The sequence below is a fragment of the Dietzia sp. WMMA184 genome (genome assembly GCF_002441635.1).
Classification (GTDB): Bacteria; Actinomycetota; Actinomycetes; order Mycobacteriales; family Mycobacteriaceae; genus Dietzia; species Dietzia kunjamensis.
In genome coordinates this window covers 418,336-433,347 of sequence record NZ_NXEI01000001.1, presented here as the reverse complement: position 1 = coordinate 433,347, position 15,012 = coordinate 418,336, and the positions used below count along the sequence as shown (strand labels likewise).

Genomic DNA, 15,012 nt, shown 5'->3' with positions numbered 1-15,012 from the left:
CGGGTCGGGACTGCTCGCCGCTGCCCCGGCCCGGACCGTGTACTCCGCGACCATGAGGGTGGTGGTGGCCGGGGCCGGGGTCGTCGGACGGTCGATCGCACGCGAACTCGTGGCCGGTGGCCATTCCGTCACGCTGATCGACAAGCGCTCCACCGTGTTCTCGGCCGACCCCGTCGACGGGGCGGATCAACAGGTCGGCGACGCCTGCGAGCTCAGCGTCCTCGAACGGTTGGACCTGCAGGCGGCGGACGTGGTGGTGGCCGCCACGGGTGATGACAAGGCCAACCTGGTGGTGAGCCTGTTGGCCAAGACAGAATTCGCCGTCTCCCGGGTCGTCGCCCGCGTCAACGATCCCCGCAACGAGTGGCTCTACGACGAGCGCTGGGGCGTCGACGTGGCGGTGTCGACGCCCCGGCTGATCGTCTCGGTCGTCGAGGAGGCGGTCTCCGTCGGGGACGTGGTCCGTCTGATGACCCTGCGCCGCGGAGGGGCGAACCTCGTGAGCGTGACGCTGCCGGACCAGACCCCGTTGGCGGGGCGGTCGGTGTCCCGCGTTCGGTTTCCCCGGGACGCCGCACTCGTCGCGATCCTGCGCGGCGGGCGGGTGATCGTCCCCGAACCCGACGTTCCGTTCGAGCCCGGCGACGAACTGCTCGTGGTGGCGCCGGAGGAGGTCGAGGCCGGTATCAGCGAGGTCGTCCTGGGCGGGTGACCGTCACCGCGATCTCCCGGCCGTAGTCCCATCCCGGGGCCAGGGGCAGGTCGTCACCGCTCCAGAAACGGCCCGGGTCGTACCAACTCGCCTCACCCGCAGGCAGGAGTACACCCATCGCCTCCAGGGTGACCCCCACGACCTCCGCGCAGTACGCCGCCTCCATACGCATCGCCGCACCGGCATCGGATCCCGAGCGGACGCTGCGACCCCTGGTGTCCGGCCGTGTCCCACGTGCCGCCCACCGTCCCCGTGCCCACCTCGCGGTGAGACGTCCCGCGGAGGGGAAGGACACGCCGTTCAACCGGGCGATCGACTCCAGTAGCGCGTCCTCGTGGTCCCCACCCACCTCCGGGGAGATCTGGCGGAACCACGCTCGTTGGCCGTACGGTCCGGCCCACTGCCTGACGGCGGACTCGAGGTCATGCAGCTGGACGCCGCGCTGGTGGCGACCCGTCCACACGTCCGGCAGCGCCCGTCCCATCTCGGCGTGCCACAGCAGCGGCGGCATGTCGTCCAGGACCACCGCGACGCCCACGTGATTGACGGGTGCGTTCGTCAGGGTCTGGATCAACCGGTCCGCCGTACTCCGGCCGCGGAAGAGCCAGAGGTCCCCGGTGCGGGTGCGGTGCGCCGCGGCGGCCAGGGGGACGGTGTCGACGCTCATACCGCGATCCTGCCAGGCCGCCCGTGCGTCCCCGCCTAGTCTCGGCCGTATGGCTCCCAGGGGACGGCAGTGGCTCAAGGTGATCGGCGCGGCGGGTGCGGCGGGGGTGGCCGCCACGGGGATCCTGGCGGCCCGTTCCGAGCGGCGTCGGCGGTCCTACGAGCCCGATGAGGTGCGGGAGCGGCTGCACGAGCGCTACGCGAGGATCCAGAGTCGGCGGGACGGCGTCGTCGACTAGGGACCGCGCCGGTCGGAGCCCGGCGACGCGAGTCGATATCCTTGCGGCACCATGCCGTCGTCCTCCTCACCCACTCCCGATCTCCGCCGCGCCCGAAACGACCTCCTCGCCCGTCTCGACGGTGTCGGCACCCTCGACGCCCATCGTCTCCGGTCCAGGGTCCGTCGTGCCCGCGTCGACCAGCTGGATGACCTCGGACGGCGGATCGACGAGGCCGCCGAGCGCGTGCGGCGCCGAACCGAGTCGATCCCCACCCCCCGCTACCCGGAACAGCTCCCGGTCAGCGCCCGCAAGGACGAGATCGCCGAGGCGATCCGGGACAACCAGGTGGTGGTGATCGCCGGCGAGACGGGGTCGGGCAAGACCACCCAGATCCCCAAGATCTGCCTGGAACTCGGGCGCGGGGTCAAGGGCATGATCGGCCACACCCAGCCGAGGAGGTTGGCCGCCCGCTCCGTCGCCGAGCGGATCGCGCACGAGCTCGGGGTGGAGATCGGTGGCCCGGTCGGGTCCGCCGTCCGCTTCGACGACCGCACCAGCCCCGAGACCGCGGTCAAGCTCATGACCGACGGTGTGCTGCTCGCCGAGATCCGGCGTGACCGGCTGCTGCGGGCCTACGACACGATCATCATCGACGAGGCCCACGAACGCAGTCTCAACATCGACTTCCTGCTGGGTTATCTCAAGCAGATCCTGCCCCGTCGCCCGGACCTCAAACTCGTCATCACCTCCGCCACGATCGACCCGGACCGTTTCGCCCGTCACTTCGCCGGCCCGGAGGGGCGCCCGGCCCCGGTCATCGAGGTCTCGGGGCGCACTTATCCCGTGGAGGTCCGGTACCGGCCCCTTCAGGTCGTACACGCCGATCGCGTGGTCGACCTGGATCCCCTCGACGCGCTCGCCGACGCCGTTGCGGAGCTCCTACGCGAGGACGACGGTGACGTCCTCGTGTTCCTCTCCGGTGAGCGTGAGATCCGCGACGCCGAGGAGGTGCTGCGGGGCCGGAAGTTCCCGGGCACCGAGATATTCCCGCTGTTCGCCCGCCTCACGGCAGCAGAACAGCAGCGCGCGTTCCGGGCCCATTCCACCCGGCGGGTGGTCCTGTCGACCAATATCGCCGAGACCTCGGTGACCGTGCCCGGCATCCGCTACGTCGTGGACACCGGCCTGGCGAGGATCTCCCGCTACTCCACCCGGACGAAGGTGCAGCGACTGCCCATCGAACCGGTGTCCCAGGCCTCCGCCGCGCAGCGCGCGGGACGCTGCGGCCGCGTCGCCGACGGGATCTGTATCCGCCTCTACTCCGAGGAGGACTTCGACTCGCGACCGGAGTTCACCGACCCGGAGATCCTGCGGACGAACCTCGCCTCGGTGATCCTGTCGATGGCGGATCTGGACCTGGGCCCCGTCGACGACTTCCCGTTCGTGGAACCCCCGGACCGCAAGGCCGTCCGGGACGGGCTCACTCTGCTCTCCGAACTCGGGGCGGTCAGGGTCGACGACGACGAGCGCCCTCACCTGACCGAGGTGGGCCGTGACATGGCGGCACTCCCCCTCGATCCCCGACTCGCCCGGATGGTGGTCGAGGGCCACCGCAACGGTTCGCTGTCGGACGTGCTGGTGGTGGTCGCCGCCCTGACGGTGCAGGACGTCCGCGAACGTCCCGCGGAGGAGCGGGACAAGGCGGATTTGCTGCACCGCCGCTTCGCGGACAAGACGTCCGACTTCCTCGGATATCTCAATCTGTGGAGGTACATCACCGAGCAGCGCCGTGAGCTGTCCGGCAGCGCCTTCCGCAAGATGTGCAAGGCGGAGTATCTCCACTGGCTCCGCATCCGCGAGTGGCAGGACCTCAACTCCCAGCTGCGGAGCATGTGCCGTGAACGCGGGTGGCATCCCGCGTCGGGACACGCCGCGGAGGACGACCTCCACAAGGCGGTCCTGACCGGCCTGCTCACCAACGTCGGTATGCGAGACGAGGAGACCCGCGAGTTCCGGGGCACACGGGGCATCCGGTTCCAGGTGTTCCCCGGGTCGGACCTGTCCAGGAAGCCTCCCCGCTGGGTGATGGCCTCCGAGCTCGTCGAGACGTCCCGGTTGTGGGCGCGTGATGTCGCCCGGATCGATCCGGGGTGGATCGAACAACTCGGGGGTCACCTCACCCGCACCCAGTATTCCGAACCGCACTGGTCGGACGCGCAGGGTGCCGCGATGGCGTACGAGAAGGTCCTGCTGCTGGGATTGACCGTGGTGGAGGCGCGGCGGATCCTGCTCTCCAGGGTCGACACCCCGCTCGCCCGCGAGATGCTCGTCCGCCACGGAATCGTGGAAGGTCGCCTGGAGACCCGGGTCCCGGTCATCCGCGAGAACGCCCGGGCCGTGGAGCAGGCCCGCGAGCTGGAGACGCGGAGCCGTCGTCGGGACCTGGTGATCGACGACGAGGCGTTGGTGGCCTTCTATCTCGAGCGCCTGCCCGAGGACATCACCTCCGGCCGGCATCTGGAGTCCTGGTGGAAGAAACGTGGTCATCGCGACCCGGACAGCCTCCGTCTCACTCCCGAGGACATACGCACCTCCGAGGCGGTGCCCGACGCCGCCGATTTCCCGCCCCTCTGGCGTCAGGGAGAGCGGAGTTTCGAACTGCTGTACGCGTTCGATCCCGGCGTCACGACCGACGGGATCACCGTGCGCATCCCGCTGCCGCAGCTGTCCTCGGTCACCACCGCCGGGTTCGAATGGCTGGTGCCGGGGCTGCGGGAGGAGCTCTACACGGAGATGCTCCGCACGCTCCCCAAGTATCTGCGCCGGCTGTGTTCTCCGCCCGCGGAATTCGCGGCCCTGTTGGCGGGCGACGTCTCGCCCCGCTCCGCCCCCTTGTCCGTGGCTCTCGCGCGAGCGTTGTCTGCCCGGATCGGTACCACGGTCGATCCGCGGGACTTCGATCAGAACCAGCTGCCGGGCCACCTCCGGATGCGCTTCGAGGTGGTCGACGGTGACGAGGTCGTGGCCTCGGGAACGGATCTCGCACAGTTGAGGACCCGGTTGGTGGACAGGGTGCGGGCGACCCTCAACGCCCGTCTCGTACCGGACAAGGGGCCCTACCGGGAGTGGACATCCGACACCATCGGCGATCTCCCGCAGTCGGTCACCGGCTCGGTGGACGGGGTCGAGGTGACCGTCTACCCCGCCCTGCGTGTCGGTGGGGACGGCATCCACGTCGTGGCGTGCGCCACGGAGGACGAGCGTCGATCCACCCAGGCGTCAGCGGTGCTCACGCTGGTCTCGGGCGGCCTGGTCTCGACGGCATCGATTCTGCGCGGTCGCCCGGTCCAGCAGCGGCTCGCGCTCACCCAGTACCCGCATGGCGGGATGGAGTCCCTGGTCTCGGATGCGTCGCTCGCCGCGAGTGGGCGGATCATCGCCCGACGTAAGGGCTCACCGGTTCTCACGGTCGCGGAGTTCCAGGATATCCAGGCCACTGCGAGGGCGGAGGTCCCCGGTGCGGTGGCGTCCGCGATCTCGGCGGCGGTTCCCGCGCTGATGGCCGCCCAGTCCGTGTCGGGCCGTTTGGCGGAGGTGCCGGCAGACGTCGCCGACGATGTCCGTCCCTCGCTGGACTTCCTCGTCGGGCGGGGATTCCTCGCCCGCCATCCCTCGGATGTGCTCCCACATCTGGAGCGGCATGTGCGGGCGGTCGGTGTCCGGTTGGACCTCGCGGAGAAGTCTCCCGCCCGGCACGGCGAGCTCACGGCGAAGTTGAGCCGCTCCGAGTCGACCGTCGAGGACGCATGCGCGGCCCTGCGACGGCGGCCGGGCGGGGCGCGGGCGTGCCGGGATCTGCGGTGGATGCTCGCCGAGTACCGGGTGGGGCTGTTCGCGCAGTCACTGGGTACGGCCCGTCCAGTGTCGGCAGAGCGGATCGACAAGGCGGTGGCGTCTGCGCTCGCCCCACGGTCGTCCAGATGACGTTGCGCGGTCAGCGGCTCGCGCGACGCTCTCGGAGGGCGATGATCTCGCGTTCGAAGTCGTCGGCCGAGCTGAACTGCTTGTACACGGATGCAAAACGCAGGTAGGCGACCTCGTCCAGATCCTGCAGAGGGCCCAGGATGGCGAGCCCGATCTCGTGGGCCGGAACCTCGGACACACCGCCGGAGCGCACTGCGTCCTCGACCTGCTGGGCGAGGCGACGGAGAGCGTCCTCGTCGACCGATCGTCCCTGGCACGCGCGGCGGACACCGCGAACGACCTTGTCCCGGCTGAACGCCTCGGTCACCCCGTTCCGCTTGAGAACCGTCAGCAGTGGCGTCTCGAGCGTCGTGAACCGGTGTCCGCACCGGGGGCACTCCCGTCGACGCCGGATCGCCTGTCCCTCGTCGACGGATCGTGAGTCGATCACCCGGGAGTCCTCGTGATGGCATGTCGGGCAGTACATTCCCGTGGGGCCCTTCGTCGACCGGAGTTCACACGTCCCGGATCGTGCCTGACGGAACGCGGGGGTGGCAGACCGCCGCCCGCGGTCCATTCTAGGAGGCCCGCTGCCCGGTCACGCGTAGGCGGGTCCGCCGAGGAAGGCCACTGCGAGAAGCATGATCACGCCGAATGCAATCCCGCACGCCAGCAGTGCCCAGGCCGGCACGTCGTCGACCACCCCGGTGGACACCGGGGCCTCGACGTGGCACGCCCGCGCGCGGTCCGTCGAGACCGGGCGCACGAGTACACGCCGACCGGGGGCGACCGATGTGACGGTGGCCGGACGGGCCGCCACCCGCGGCCGGACGAGGTTCCCCGCACGGGCGGACGTGACGGCCAGCCGATTGCCCTCGGGTCGGACCAGCGTGCGCCGCGGCGCAGGCGTGGGACGCACGAGCACCGACACATCTCTCGGCCGGTCGAGGTGAGCGCCCTGTCCACGATGGTCATCGGGGCAGACCTCGGTCCACCGCACGGCCGGACGTGGGTGGGACTGAAGCTCGACAACGGTCATGGTGGCTCCCTACTCGATACGGTGTGCGATCAGGGTTCGCACACCTGTATGTCTGTCTCAGTACATCTGTTCGAATCCGAACTCCCCTAGAGTTGTATCACGCGACTCCGACACAATCACGATTCGCAGAGGAATTTCTTCGAACACGTGTGTGGCGCAAGGCGGTGGTTGGCACTAGGGTGTAGACAGATCACAGCGTCGAACATCCATTCGCCGAAGGGACCCCACGAGATGCCGAAGCCCGATTTCGAGTCACTGACGGACCGACAGAAGAGCGTTCTCCTGCACATCCACGACACCGTCAAGGAGCGTGGTTATCCGCCGAGCATCCGCGAGATCGGGGACGCGGTCGGCTTACAGTCCACGTCGTCGGTGGCGCATCAACTCCGCACGTTGGAGAAGAAGGGCTTCCTGACGCGGGATCCTCACAAGCCGCGCGCGGTCGACGTCCACGGTGTCCCGGGGCAGAAGTCACGGGGCCGCCGGTCACCTGCGCCGGAGCCCCAGCGTCCGGGAGGCGCGGTCGAACCCGTCTACGTACCCGTCCTCGGCCGGATCGCGGCGGGCGGGCCCATCCTCGCGGAACAGGCCGTCGAGGAGATCTTCCCCCTGCCGGCGGACCTCGTCGGGTCAGGTGATCTGTTCATGCTCAAGGTCGTCGGCGAGTCGATGATCGACGCCGCCATCTGCGATGGCGACTACGTGGTGGTCAGGCGGCAGAACGTCGCGGACAACGGGGAGATCGTCGCCGCCATGATCGACGGGGAGGCCACGGTCAAGACCTTCCGGAACGACTCGAGCGGAGTCTGGTTGTTGCCCCACAATCCGTCGTTCAGCCCGATTCCGGGCGAGCACGCGACGATCCTCGGCAAGGTCGTGACGGTGTTCCGGAAACTCTGAGTCCCGGTTCGAACGACGCGCCGCCCGTCCCCGCAGGGGTCAGGCGGCGCCGTCATGTGGATCGCGGACCGCGAACTCGTCCAGTTCGCCGGCCACGGACGCGGGCAACCGGACCACCAGCCGGGTTCCGTCCTGGGTGTGTTCCTCCTCGACCACCGCGCCCTCGGCGTGGACCCGCGACACCACGTCCCCGCGGGAGTACGGGACGGACAGGGTCAGCTCGGTGTCCCCGGAGGCGACGATCTGGGTGATCCTCTCGAGGAGTTCGTCGACACCCTGCCCGGTGACCGCCGAGACGAACACGGCGTCGGGCAGCGCGTGGTGCAATTCGGTGAGGACCACGGGATCCGCGGCGTCGATCTTGTTGATCACCAGGAGTTCCCGAGGCCGCTCCGCGTTCTGCTCTTCCACCACCTCGTTGATCACCTTGCGCACCGCCTCGATCTGGCGGAGCGGGAAGGCATCCGAACCATCCACCACGTGGAGGAGCAACTCGGAGTCGACGACCTCTTCAAGAGTCGACCTGAAGGCCTCGACCAACTGGGTCGGCAGATGCCTGACGAATCCCACGGTGTCCGTGAAGACGACCGCCCTGCCGTCGGGCAACTCGGCCTTCCTCGTCGTCGGATCGAGGGTGGCGAACAGGGCGTTCTGAACCAGGACGCCGGCTCCGGTGATCCTGTTGAGCAGGCTGGACTTCCCGGCGTTCGTGTATCCGGCGATGGCGATGGACGGCACCGGAGTGGAACGCCGACGGTGCCGTTTGGTGTCCCGGGCCTGCTTCATCCCCTTGATGTCGCGACGCAGACGGGCCATCCGCTCGCGGATCCGGCGCCGATCGGTCTCGATCTTGGTCTCACCCGGGCCGCGAAGACCGACGCCGCCGTTGCTGCCGGCACGGCCGCCCGCCTGGCGGGACAACGACTCGCCCCACCCACGCAGACGGGGCAGCATGTACTCCATCTGGGCGAGCGACACCTGGGCCTTGCCCTCACGGCTGGTGGCGTGCTGCGCGAAGATGTCGAGGATCAGCGCGGTACGGTCGATGACCTTGACATTGACCGCCTTCTCCAGCGCGAGCAGCTGCCCCGGGGTGAGCTCGCCGTCGCAGATGACGGTGTCGGCGCCGGTCGCCGCGATCACGTCCTTGAGGACGCTGACCTTGCCCGACCCGATGTACGTGGCGGCATCGGGCTTGTCGCGGCGCTGGATGAGCGCGTCGCACACCTCCGATCCCGCGGTCTCGGCGAGCTGGGCGAGCTCGTCCATCGCGGCGTCCGCCTGCGCGGCGGACCCTTCGGTCCAGACACCGACGAGCACGACACGTTCGAGTCGGAGCTGGCGGTACTCGGCGTCGTTGACGTCCTGGAGTTCGGTGGAGAGCCCCGCCACCCGGCGCATCGAGGATCTCTCCTCGAGCTGGAATTCACCGATGGATGGATCGAGGTCGCGTGTCGGCCGGTCAGCGGCCGTGTGATCAGTAGTCATTCGGGTTCATCTTCTCACACCGGGCCCCCCGGTGTCCCGTTCGAGACGGTGTGCTACCGACCACGGTGGTAATGACCGTGGGCGACGAGTGTGGACGGCCCTGTGAGCGAGGACCCGGCACCGGTCAGTGATACCTCCACCTCGCCGCCCGGGACCACCACGACGACGTCGCCCGTCGCCTCCCCCGAGTCGGCCAGCGCGGCGACCGCGGTCGCGACGATTCCGGTTCCGCAGGACATGGTCTCCCCTGATCCCCGCTCGTGGACCCGCATGGAGACCCGACCGTCCACCATCGGGGTGGCGATCTCGACATTGACGCCGTCGGGAAAGAAGGCCCGGTCGTACCCGGGGGCCTCCTGCACCCGCAGCCCGGCGAGGTCCGCGGCGTCCAGATCGGGGACCACACAGGCGAGGTGCGGATTGCCCATGTCGACGGCGAGCCCGGCGAACGTCCGGCCACCGACCTCCGCCGACGACAGTCCGAGCAGTCGCGGCTCCCCCATGTCCACCCGCACCACGGCGTCATCACCCGAGTGTGAGAGGACCTCGGCGGGGCGGGCCCCGGACCGCGTGCCCACCGGGATCGAGCCGACCTCCGCTCTCCCGGTCGCGACGAGGGCGTGGGCGAAGACCCGGACCCCGTTGCCGCACATCTCCGCGATGGAGCCATCGGCGTTGCGGTAGTCCATGAACCAGTCCGCACTGTCCACGCCGGGCGGCAGGCTCGCGAGCACGCCCCGGTCGACGAGGGCTCCGGCGGTCGCGATCCTCAGCACCCCGTCGGCGCCGATTCCGCCACGCCGATCGCACAGTGCGCGTACCAGGTCGACGTCGAGGTCCAGGTCGGCCTGATCGTCCGGGAGGATCACGAAGTCGTTGAGGGTGCCGTGGCCCTTGAGGAAGGCGATACCGTCGGGCTGCGAGGCCTGGCGCGTCGAAGTCATGGCGAAATCGTACTCGCCGGCGGGGACCGTTCCGCACCGTGGAAATGTCGGATGATGCCGGACGGTACGCCAACTAGAGTCGACCGGGAGAACGGTCCCCTACCTCCAGGAGAGCATCGATGTCCGAACGCATCACTGTCGGCGGAATCCAGGTCGACGAGGTCCTGTACGACTTCGTCAACTCCCAGGCGATCCCGGGCACCGGGGTCGATCCCGACGCGTTCTGGGCGGGCGCCTCCGAGATCTTCACCGAGCTGGCCCCCCGCAACCGCGAACTGCTCGACACCCGCGACCGGTTGCAGTCCGAGATCGACGCCTGGCACCACGAGAATCCGGCGCCGATCGACCCGACCGCCTACAAGGCGTTCCTGCAGGAGATCGGGTACCTGGTGCCCGAGCCCGAGTCCGTGTCCGTCACGACCGAGAACGTCGACGCGGAGATCGCCACGGTCGCCGGCCCGCAGCTCGTCGTGCCGGTCATGAACGCCCGGTTCGCGATCAACGCGGGCAACGCCCGATGGGGTTCGCTCTACGACGCGCTCTACGGCACCGATGCGATCCCGGAGTCCGACGGCGCCGAGCAGGGCTCGGGGTACAACAAGGTCCGCGGCGACAAGGTCATCGACTGGGCCCGTGAATTCCTCGACGACGCCGCACCGCTGGCGTCGGGCAGCCACGTGGGTTCCACGGGCTACGCCGTGGTCGACGGTGGCCTGCAGGTGACCGTGTCCGACGGGTCGACCGCCCGGTTGGCGGCCCCGGAGAAGTTCGTGGGCTACCTCGGCGAGCCCTCCAGCCCGTCCTCGGTCCTGCTGTGCAACAACGGTCTGCACATCGAGATCCAGATCGACCCGGACTCCCCCGTCGGCTCGACCGACGGCGCCGGGGTCAAGGACGTCGTCCTGGAGTCCGCCGTGTCCACCATCATGGATTTCGAGGACTCGGTCGCCGCCGTCGACGCCGAGGACAAGACCCAGGGCTACAGCAACTGGCTGGGGCTCATGAAGGGAGACCTGTCCGAGGAGATCAGCAAGGGCGACAAGACCTTCACCCGCGTCCTCAACGACGACCGGGTCTTCACCGCGCCCGACGGTTCGGGTGAGGTCCGTCTCCACGGCCGCTCGATGCTGTTCGTGCGCAACGTCGGCCACCTGATGACCAACCCGGCGGTGCTCGATGCCGACGGCAACGAGATGCCCGAGGGCATCCTGGACGCACTGATCACCTCGCTCGCCGGTATGCACGGGATCGCCGAGGGCAACGAGCGCCGGAACAGCCGACACGGGTCGATCTACATCGTGAAGCCCAAGCAGCACGGGCCGGAGGAGGTCGCGTTCACCACCGAGCTGTTCGGCCGTGTCGAGAAGCTCCTCGGGCTAGCCGAGAACACCCTCAAGGTGGGCATCATGGACGAGGAGCGTCGCACCTCCGTCAACCTCGCCGCCTGCATCGCCGAGGCCACCGAACGGGTCGTGTTCATCAACACCGGCTTCCTCGACCGGACCGGCGACGAGATCCACACCTCCATGGAGGCCGGGCCGATGATCCGCAAGGGCGAGATGAAGGGCGCGCGGTGGATGAAGGCCTACGAGGACTTCAACGTCGACACGGGTCTGGCGTGCGGCCTGCGTGGCCGTGCCCAGATCGGCAAGGGCATGTGGGCCAAGACCGACCTCATGGCCGAGATGCTCGCCGAGAAGATCGGCCAGCCCGAGGCCGGCGCCAACACCGCGTGGGTGCCCTCGCCGACCGGCGCCACGCTGCACGCCACCCACTACCACCGGGTCAACGTCATGACCCGGCAGGAAGAGCTGCTCGCCGGGGGTGCCCGCGCGAGTGTCGACGACATCCTCACCGTCCCCCTGGCCCCGTCCACGGACTGGACGGACGAGGAGAAGAAGGAAGAGGTCGACAACTCCTGCCAGACCATCCTCGGCTACGTCGTGCGGTGGGTCGAGCAGGGCATCGGCGTCTCCAAGGTGCCGGACATCCACGACGTCAACCTCATGGAGGACCGCGCCACCCTGCGGATCTCCTCGCAGATGCTGGCCAACTGGATCCGTCACGACATCATCACCGCCGACGACGTCGAGGACTCGCTGCGCCGGATGGCCGAGATCGTCGACAAGCAGAACGCCGGCGACGACGCCTACCGGAACATGGCACCGGACTTCGAGAAGTCCATCGCCTGGCAGGCGGCCCGGGAACTGATCCTCGAGGGCACCAAGCAGCCGTCGGGCTACACCGAGCCGATCCTGCATCGCCGTCGTCGCGAGTTCAAGGCCGCCAACGCGGGCTAGACCGGCGTCGGCCCAACCCGCCGACCCGCAGAATCCGCCACGTCCGCCCGACTTCCGATCCCACGCCAGTGGGGCCGGTTCCGGGCGGGGGTGGCGGATTCTCCGCCCTCACGGCCGCGGGCGTCCTGCGCCCGGCCCGATGGCGTCCGGCGGGCGCGCGTGATCGCCGGACGCGAGATCAGGGGACGAGCCCGGCCACGGCCGCACGAAGGATCGCGACGGCGGCGTCGCGGCGATCGCGCGTGAACCTGGCCTCGGGCCCGGATGCCGACACCGCGAAGGCGGCGTCCCCGGTACCCACCGCGATGGCGACGCAGCGGACGCCCTCCTCCTGCTCGGACTCATCGGTGGCGAACCCCGCCTGTCGCACCACACGCAGCTCCTCGATCAACCTGTCTGGGTCGACGATGGTCGAGTCGGTGAAGCGGCGCATGCCCGCCCTGTCGAGCATGGTGCGGACCTCGTCGTCGTCGTCGCCCGCGACCAGGGCCTTGCCCACCGCGGTGCAGTGCACGTCCACCCGTCGGCCCACCTCGGTGAACATCCGCATCGAGTGCGGCGACGGGACCTGGGCGAGGTAGACCACCCCGTCGCCCTCCCGGACGGCGAGGTTGGCGGTCTCCCCGGTGCCCTCGACCACGGCGGTGAGTACCGGCACGGCCCAGGACGCGGTGGCGCGTCCGGCGACGTCGCCGATCCGCTGGAGGCGCGGTCCGAGCAGGTAGTCGCGGCCCGCGTCGCGTCGGAGGTGCCCGCTCTCGGCGAGCGTGCCGCACAACCGGTGGACGGTGGCGGCGGCCAGACCCGTGTCGGCGACGAGGTCCCCGAGGCTCGCCCGGCCCCCGCGGATGCTCAGCGCGTCGAGTAGGTCGAAGGCCCGGTCGACGGACTGGACCCGCGAGCGCCCGGATCCGGGGCTGCTCACGGTCGGCCCTCCCCGAGGATCCCCAGCGCGGTCTCGAGCGGCCGGGGTGCGTCGGCGTCGCGTCCGTGGGTGTCGGTGTCTATCCACCGGATCCGGTGATCCCGGCCGAACCACGACCGCTGGCGCCGGACGTAGCGGCGGGTCCCGATCACCGTCCGTTCCTCGGCGCGGGCCGCCCCGGCGTCGTCGATCCGCTGCTGTGCGTCCATCTCGTCGAGCACCTGGGCGTAACCGATCGCGCGTCGTGCGGTGATGCCCCGGAGCAGCCCGACTCCCACGAGCCGGCGGACCTCCGGGACGAGCCCGCCGGCGAACATCGCGGCCGTACGCGTCGTCAGCCTCTCGTCCAGTTCGGGCAGACCGCAGCGCAGGCCCAGCATGCGCGTGCCCCAGCGCGGCTCCCCGATCGTCGGTCGGGAGGCGGAGAAGGGCTTGCCGGTGAGTTCCACGACCTCCAATGCGCGCACGGTGCGCCTGGGGTCGCTGGGGAGGATGGTCTGCGCGGCCTCGGGGTCCACCACGGCGAGTTCGGCGTGCAGGGCCTGCACCCCGATCTGCTCGAGGCGACGTTCGTAATGGGCCCGGACCTCCGGGTCCGTGTCCGGGATCGACCACCCGTCGACAAGCGCCTGGATGTACATCATCGACCCTCCGCACAGGATCGGCACGTGGCCGCGATCACGGATCTCGGAGATCTCGCGTTCCGCCTCGGTGCGGAAGTCCGCGACGCTGGCGGTCTCGGTGACGTCCAGCACGTCGAGCCGGTGGTGCGGGATCCCCCGCCGCTGAGCCGGTGTCAGTTTGGCGGTGCCGATGTCCATGCCGCGGTACTGCTGCATGGCATCGCAGTTGACGATCTCACCGCCGAGTCGCTCGGCCAGGCCGAGCGCCAGCTCGGACTTTCCGGTCCCGGTCGGCCCCACCACGGCGACGGGGTTTCGCCCGGTCATGACGGTGCCCCGGGTTCGCCGGGCGTGGCGGCCGGCGCGTCGACGACCACCGTGGCATGCGCGGCGGCCTTCGGCGGCCACCACGCGCCGTGATACCCCACGCCGAACGGTGCCCAGGACAGCGACTCGACGGCCGTTCGGTCTGCGACGAGCTCCGCCAGGACGAGCCACGAGGGCCGGCTCCACCAGCCGATCTCGTCGGCCACTCGCTCGCCGGGGTCGGGGAGCCCGCCCGAGGCGCGCAACCACCGGGCGAGCCGCCCGTCGAGCGCGATACCGCGGGGGTCTTCCGGTACGGGAGCACGCGGAGTGAGGGAGGCGGGGCCGTCGGCGACGACGACGACGAGGTCGTCCGACACCGGCGTGGGGACGGGCTGCGGTCCCCCGGTCACGCCGACGAACCTCCTCGGGAGGTCGATACCCGCCAGGTCGAGCAGCCACCAGGCGATCAACGCCGGGTCGGGAACCGCCGCGTGCGGCGCCGGCGGGGCACCGGGCGGGCCCACGGGCACGTCGAGCCCCCATCTGGAGAGCGAGGAGCGCATGTCCCCAAGACTTCTGCCCGCGTGGTCGGTCCCCAGGACGACGACCCGTGCCGCGCCGCGCCCGGCCCGGCGGAGCATCTCGCATATCGCGGCCACCCCGCTCTCGGTCTCGGCGACCGCAGAGCCGGACAGCTCCGGCACGAGGACCGGCGCTCCGGGGACCAGGACGACAGAGGGGCTCACACCCGGAAACCCTACTGACCGCCCCCGACACCGCGGAACGGACCCGTCCGGGGATACCGCGGGGATACGCCGGACACCCGGGCGGAGGTTGGTACACACTAGGAGGATGCCGTCTCCTCGAAACGGGGCGGCGAGGCGATGACCGGTGCGATCCCGGTGATGGTGCCGTGACACGC

13 protein-coding genes are annotated in these 15,012 nt (G+C 69.9%); 5 read left to right on the top strand and 8 right to left on the bottom strand.

Features of this window, described 5'->3' with window-relative positions; translation table 11 throughout:
• Positions 1-52 precede the first annotated feature (52 nt).
• On the top strand, positions 53-712 hold the full coding sequence (locus CK206_RS02005) for a TrkA family potassium uptake protein (protein ID WP_096907229.1): 660 nt from the start codon (positions 53-55) through the stop codon (positions 710-712).
• Here CK206_RS02005 and CK206_RS02000 read toward each other — a convergent pair.
• Entirely contained in the window at positions 687-1,379 is a 693-nt protein-coding gene (locus tag CK206_RS02000; RefSeq protein ID WP_096905365.1) for a hypothetical protein, read from the bottom strand. The genes CK206_RS02005 and CK206_RS02000 overlap by 26 nt on opposite strands.
• Positions 1,380-1,428: 49 nt before the next feature.
• Here CK206_RS02000 and CK206_RS01995 point away from each other — a divergent pair, with 49 nt between their 5' ends.
• Both CK206_RS01995 and hrpA read left to right on the top strand, forming a co-directional pair.
• Positions 1,429-1,617: a hypothetical protein gene (locus CK206_RS01995; protein WP_067717794.1), complete on the top strand. Its 189-nt coding sequence runs from the start codon at positions 1,429-1,431 to the stop codon at positions 1,615-1,617.
• 51 nt (positions 1,618-1,668) lie between these two features.
• Complete coding sequence (hrpA, locus tag CK206_RS01990) at positions 1,669-5,583, top strand: ATP-dependent RNA helicase HrpA (protein WP_096905364.1); 3,915 nt, start codon at positions 1,669-1,671, stop codon at positions 5,581-5,583.
• Positions 5,584-5,593: 10 nt separating this feature from the next.
• Here the strand turns inward: hrpA and nrdR are convergent, their stop codons facing one another.
• Together nrdR and CK206_RS01980 are read right to left on the bottom strand one after the other, a co-directional pair.
• Positions 5,594-6,049 carry a transcriptional regulator NrdR gene (gene nrdR, locus CK206_RS01985; RefSeq protein ID WP_096905363.1) on the bottom strand — a complete coding sequence of 152 codons (456 nt, stop codon included), beginning with the start codon at positions 6,047-6,049 and terminating at the stop codon, positions 5,594-5,596.
• Between the two features lie 111 nt (positions 6,050-6,160).
• A complete protein-coding gene (locus CK206_RS01980) occupies positions 6,161-6,601 on the bottom strand; it encodes a hypothetical protein (RefSeq protein ID WP_143337680.1) in 441 nt (146 codons plus the stop codon).
• A 189-nt stretch (positions 6,602-6,790) separates the two neighbouring features.
• Here CK206_RS01980 and lexA point away from each other — a divergent pair, with 189 nt between their 5' ends.
• Positions 6,791-7,501, top strand: coding sequence for a transcriptional repressor LexA (lexA, locus tag CK206_RS01975; RefSeq protein WP_371607057.1), 711 nt, complete (start codon positions 6,791-6,793; stop codon positions 7,499-7,501).
• A 39-nt stretch (positions 7,502-7,540) separates the two neighbouring features.
• Here the strand turns inward: lexA and hflX are convergent, their stop codons facing one another.
• Together hflX and dapF are read right to left on the bottom strand one after the other, a co-directional pair.
• Positions 7,541-8,989 (bottom strand): GTPase HflX, encoded by a 1,449-nt coding sequence (gene hflX / locus CK206_RS01970; protein WP_096905360.1) that lies wholly within the window; start codon positions 8,987-8,989, stop codon positions 7,541-7,543.
• 53 nt (positions 8,990-9,042) lie between these two features.
• Positions 9,043-9,933: a diaminopimelate epimerase gene (gene dapF / locus CK206_RS01965; protein WP_173674752.1), complete on the bottom strand. Its 891-nt coding sequence runs from the start codon at positions 9,931-9,933 to the stop codon at positions 9,043-9,045.
• Between the two features lie 119 nt (positions 9,934-10,052).
• Here dapF and CK206_RS01960 point away from each other — a divergent pair, with 119 nt between their 5' ends.
• The gene (locus CK206_RS01960; protein ID WP_096905359.1) at positions 10,053-12,233 is read left to right on the top strand and encodes a malate synthase G; all 2,181 of its coding nucleotides are present in this window, start codon (positions 10,053-10,055) and stop codon (positions 12,231-12,233) included.
• Between the two features lie 178 nt (positions 12,234-12,411).
• Here CK206_RS01960 and CK206_RS01955 read toward each other — a convergent pair whose 3' ends face one another.
• The 3 genes from CK206_RS01955 to CK206_RS01945 are packed head-to-tail and all read right to left on the bottom strand — an operon-like array spanning position 12,412 to position 14,836.
• The gene (locus CK206_RS01955) at positions 12,412-13,158 is read right to left on the bottom strand and encodes an IclR family transcriptional regulator (protein ID WP_096905358.1); all 747 of its coding nucleotides are present in this window, start codon (positions 13,156-13,158) and stop codon (positions 12,412-12,414) included.
• Entirely contained in the window at positions 13,155-14,108 is a 954-nt protein-coding gene (gene miaA, locus CK206_RS01950) for a tRNA (adenosine(37)-N6)-dimethylallyltransferase MiaA (protein ID WP_096905357.1), read from the bottom strand. The genes CK206_RS01955 and miaA overlap by 4 nt, the downstream gene beginning before the upstream one ends.
• A complete protein-coding gene (locus tag CK206_RS01945; protein ID WP_254050451.1) occupies positions 14,105-14,836 on the bottom strand; it encodes a hypothetical protein in 732 nt (243 codons plus the stop codon). The genes miaA and CK206_RS01945 overlap by 4 nt, the downstream gene beginning before the upstream one ends.
• Positions 14,837-15,012: the final 176 nt, after the last annotated feature.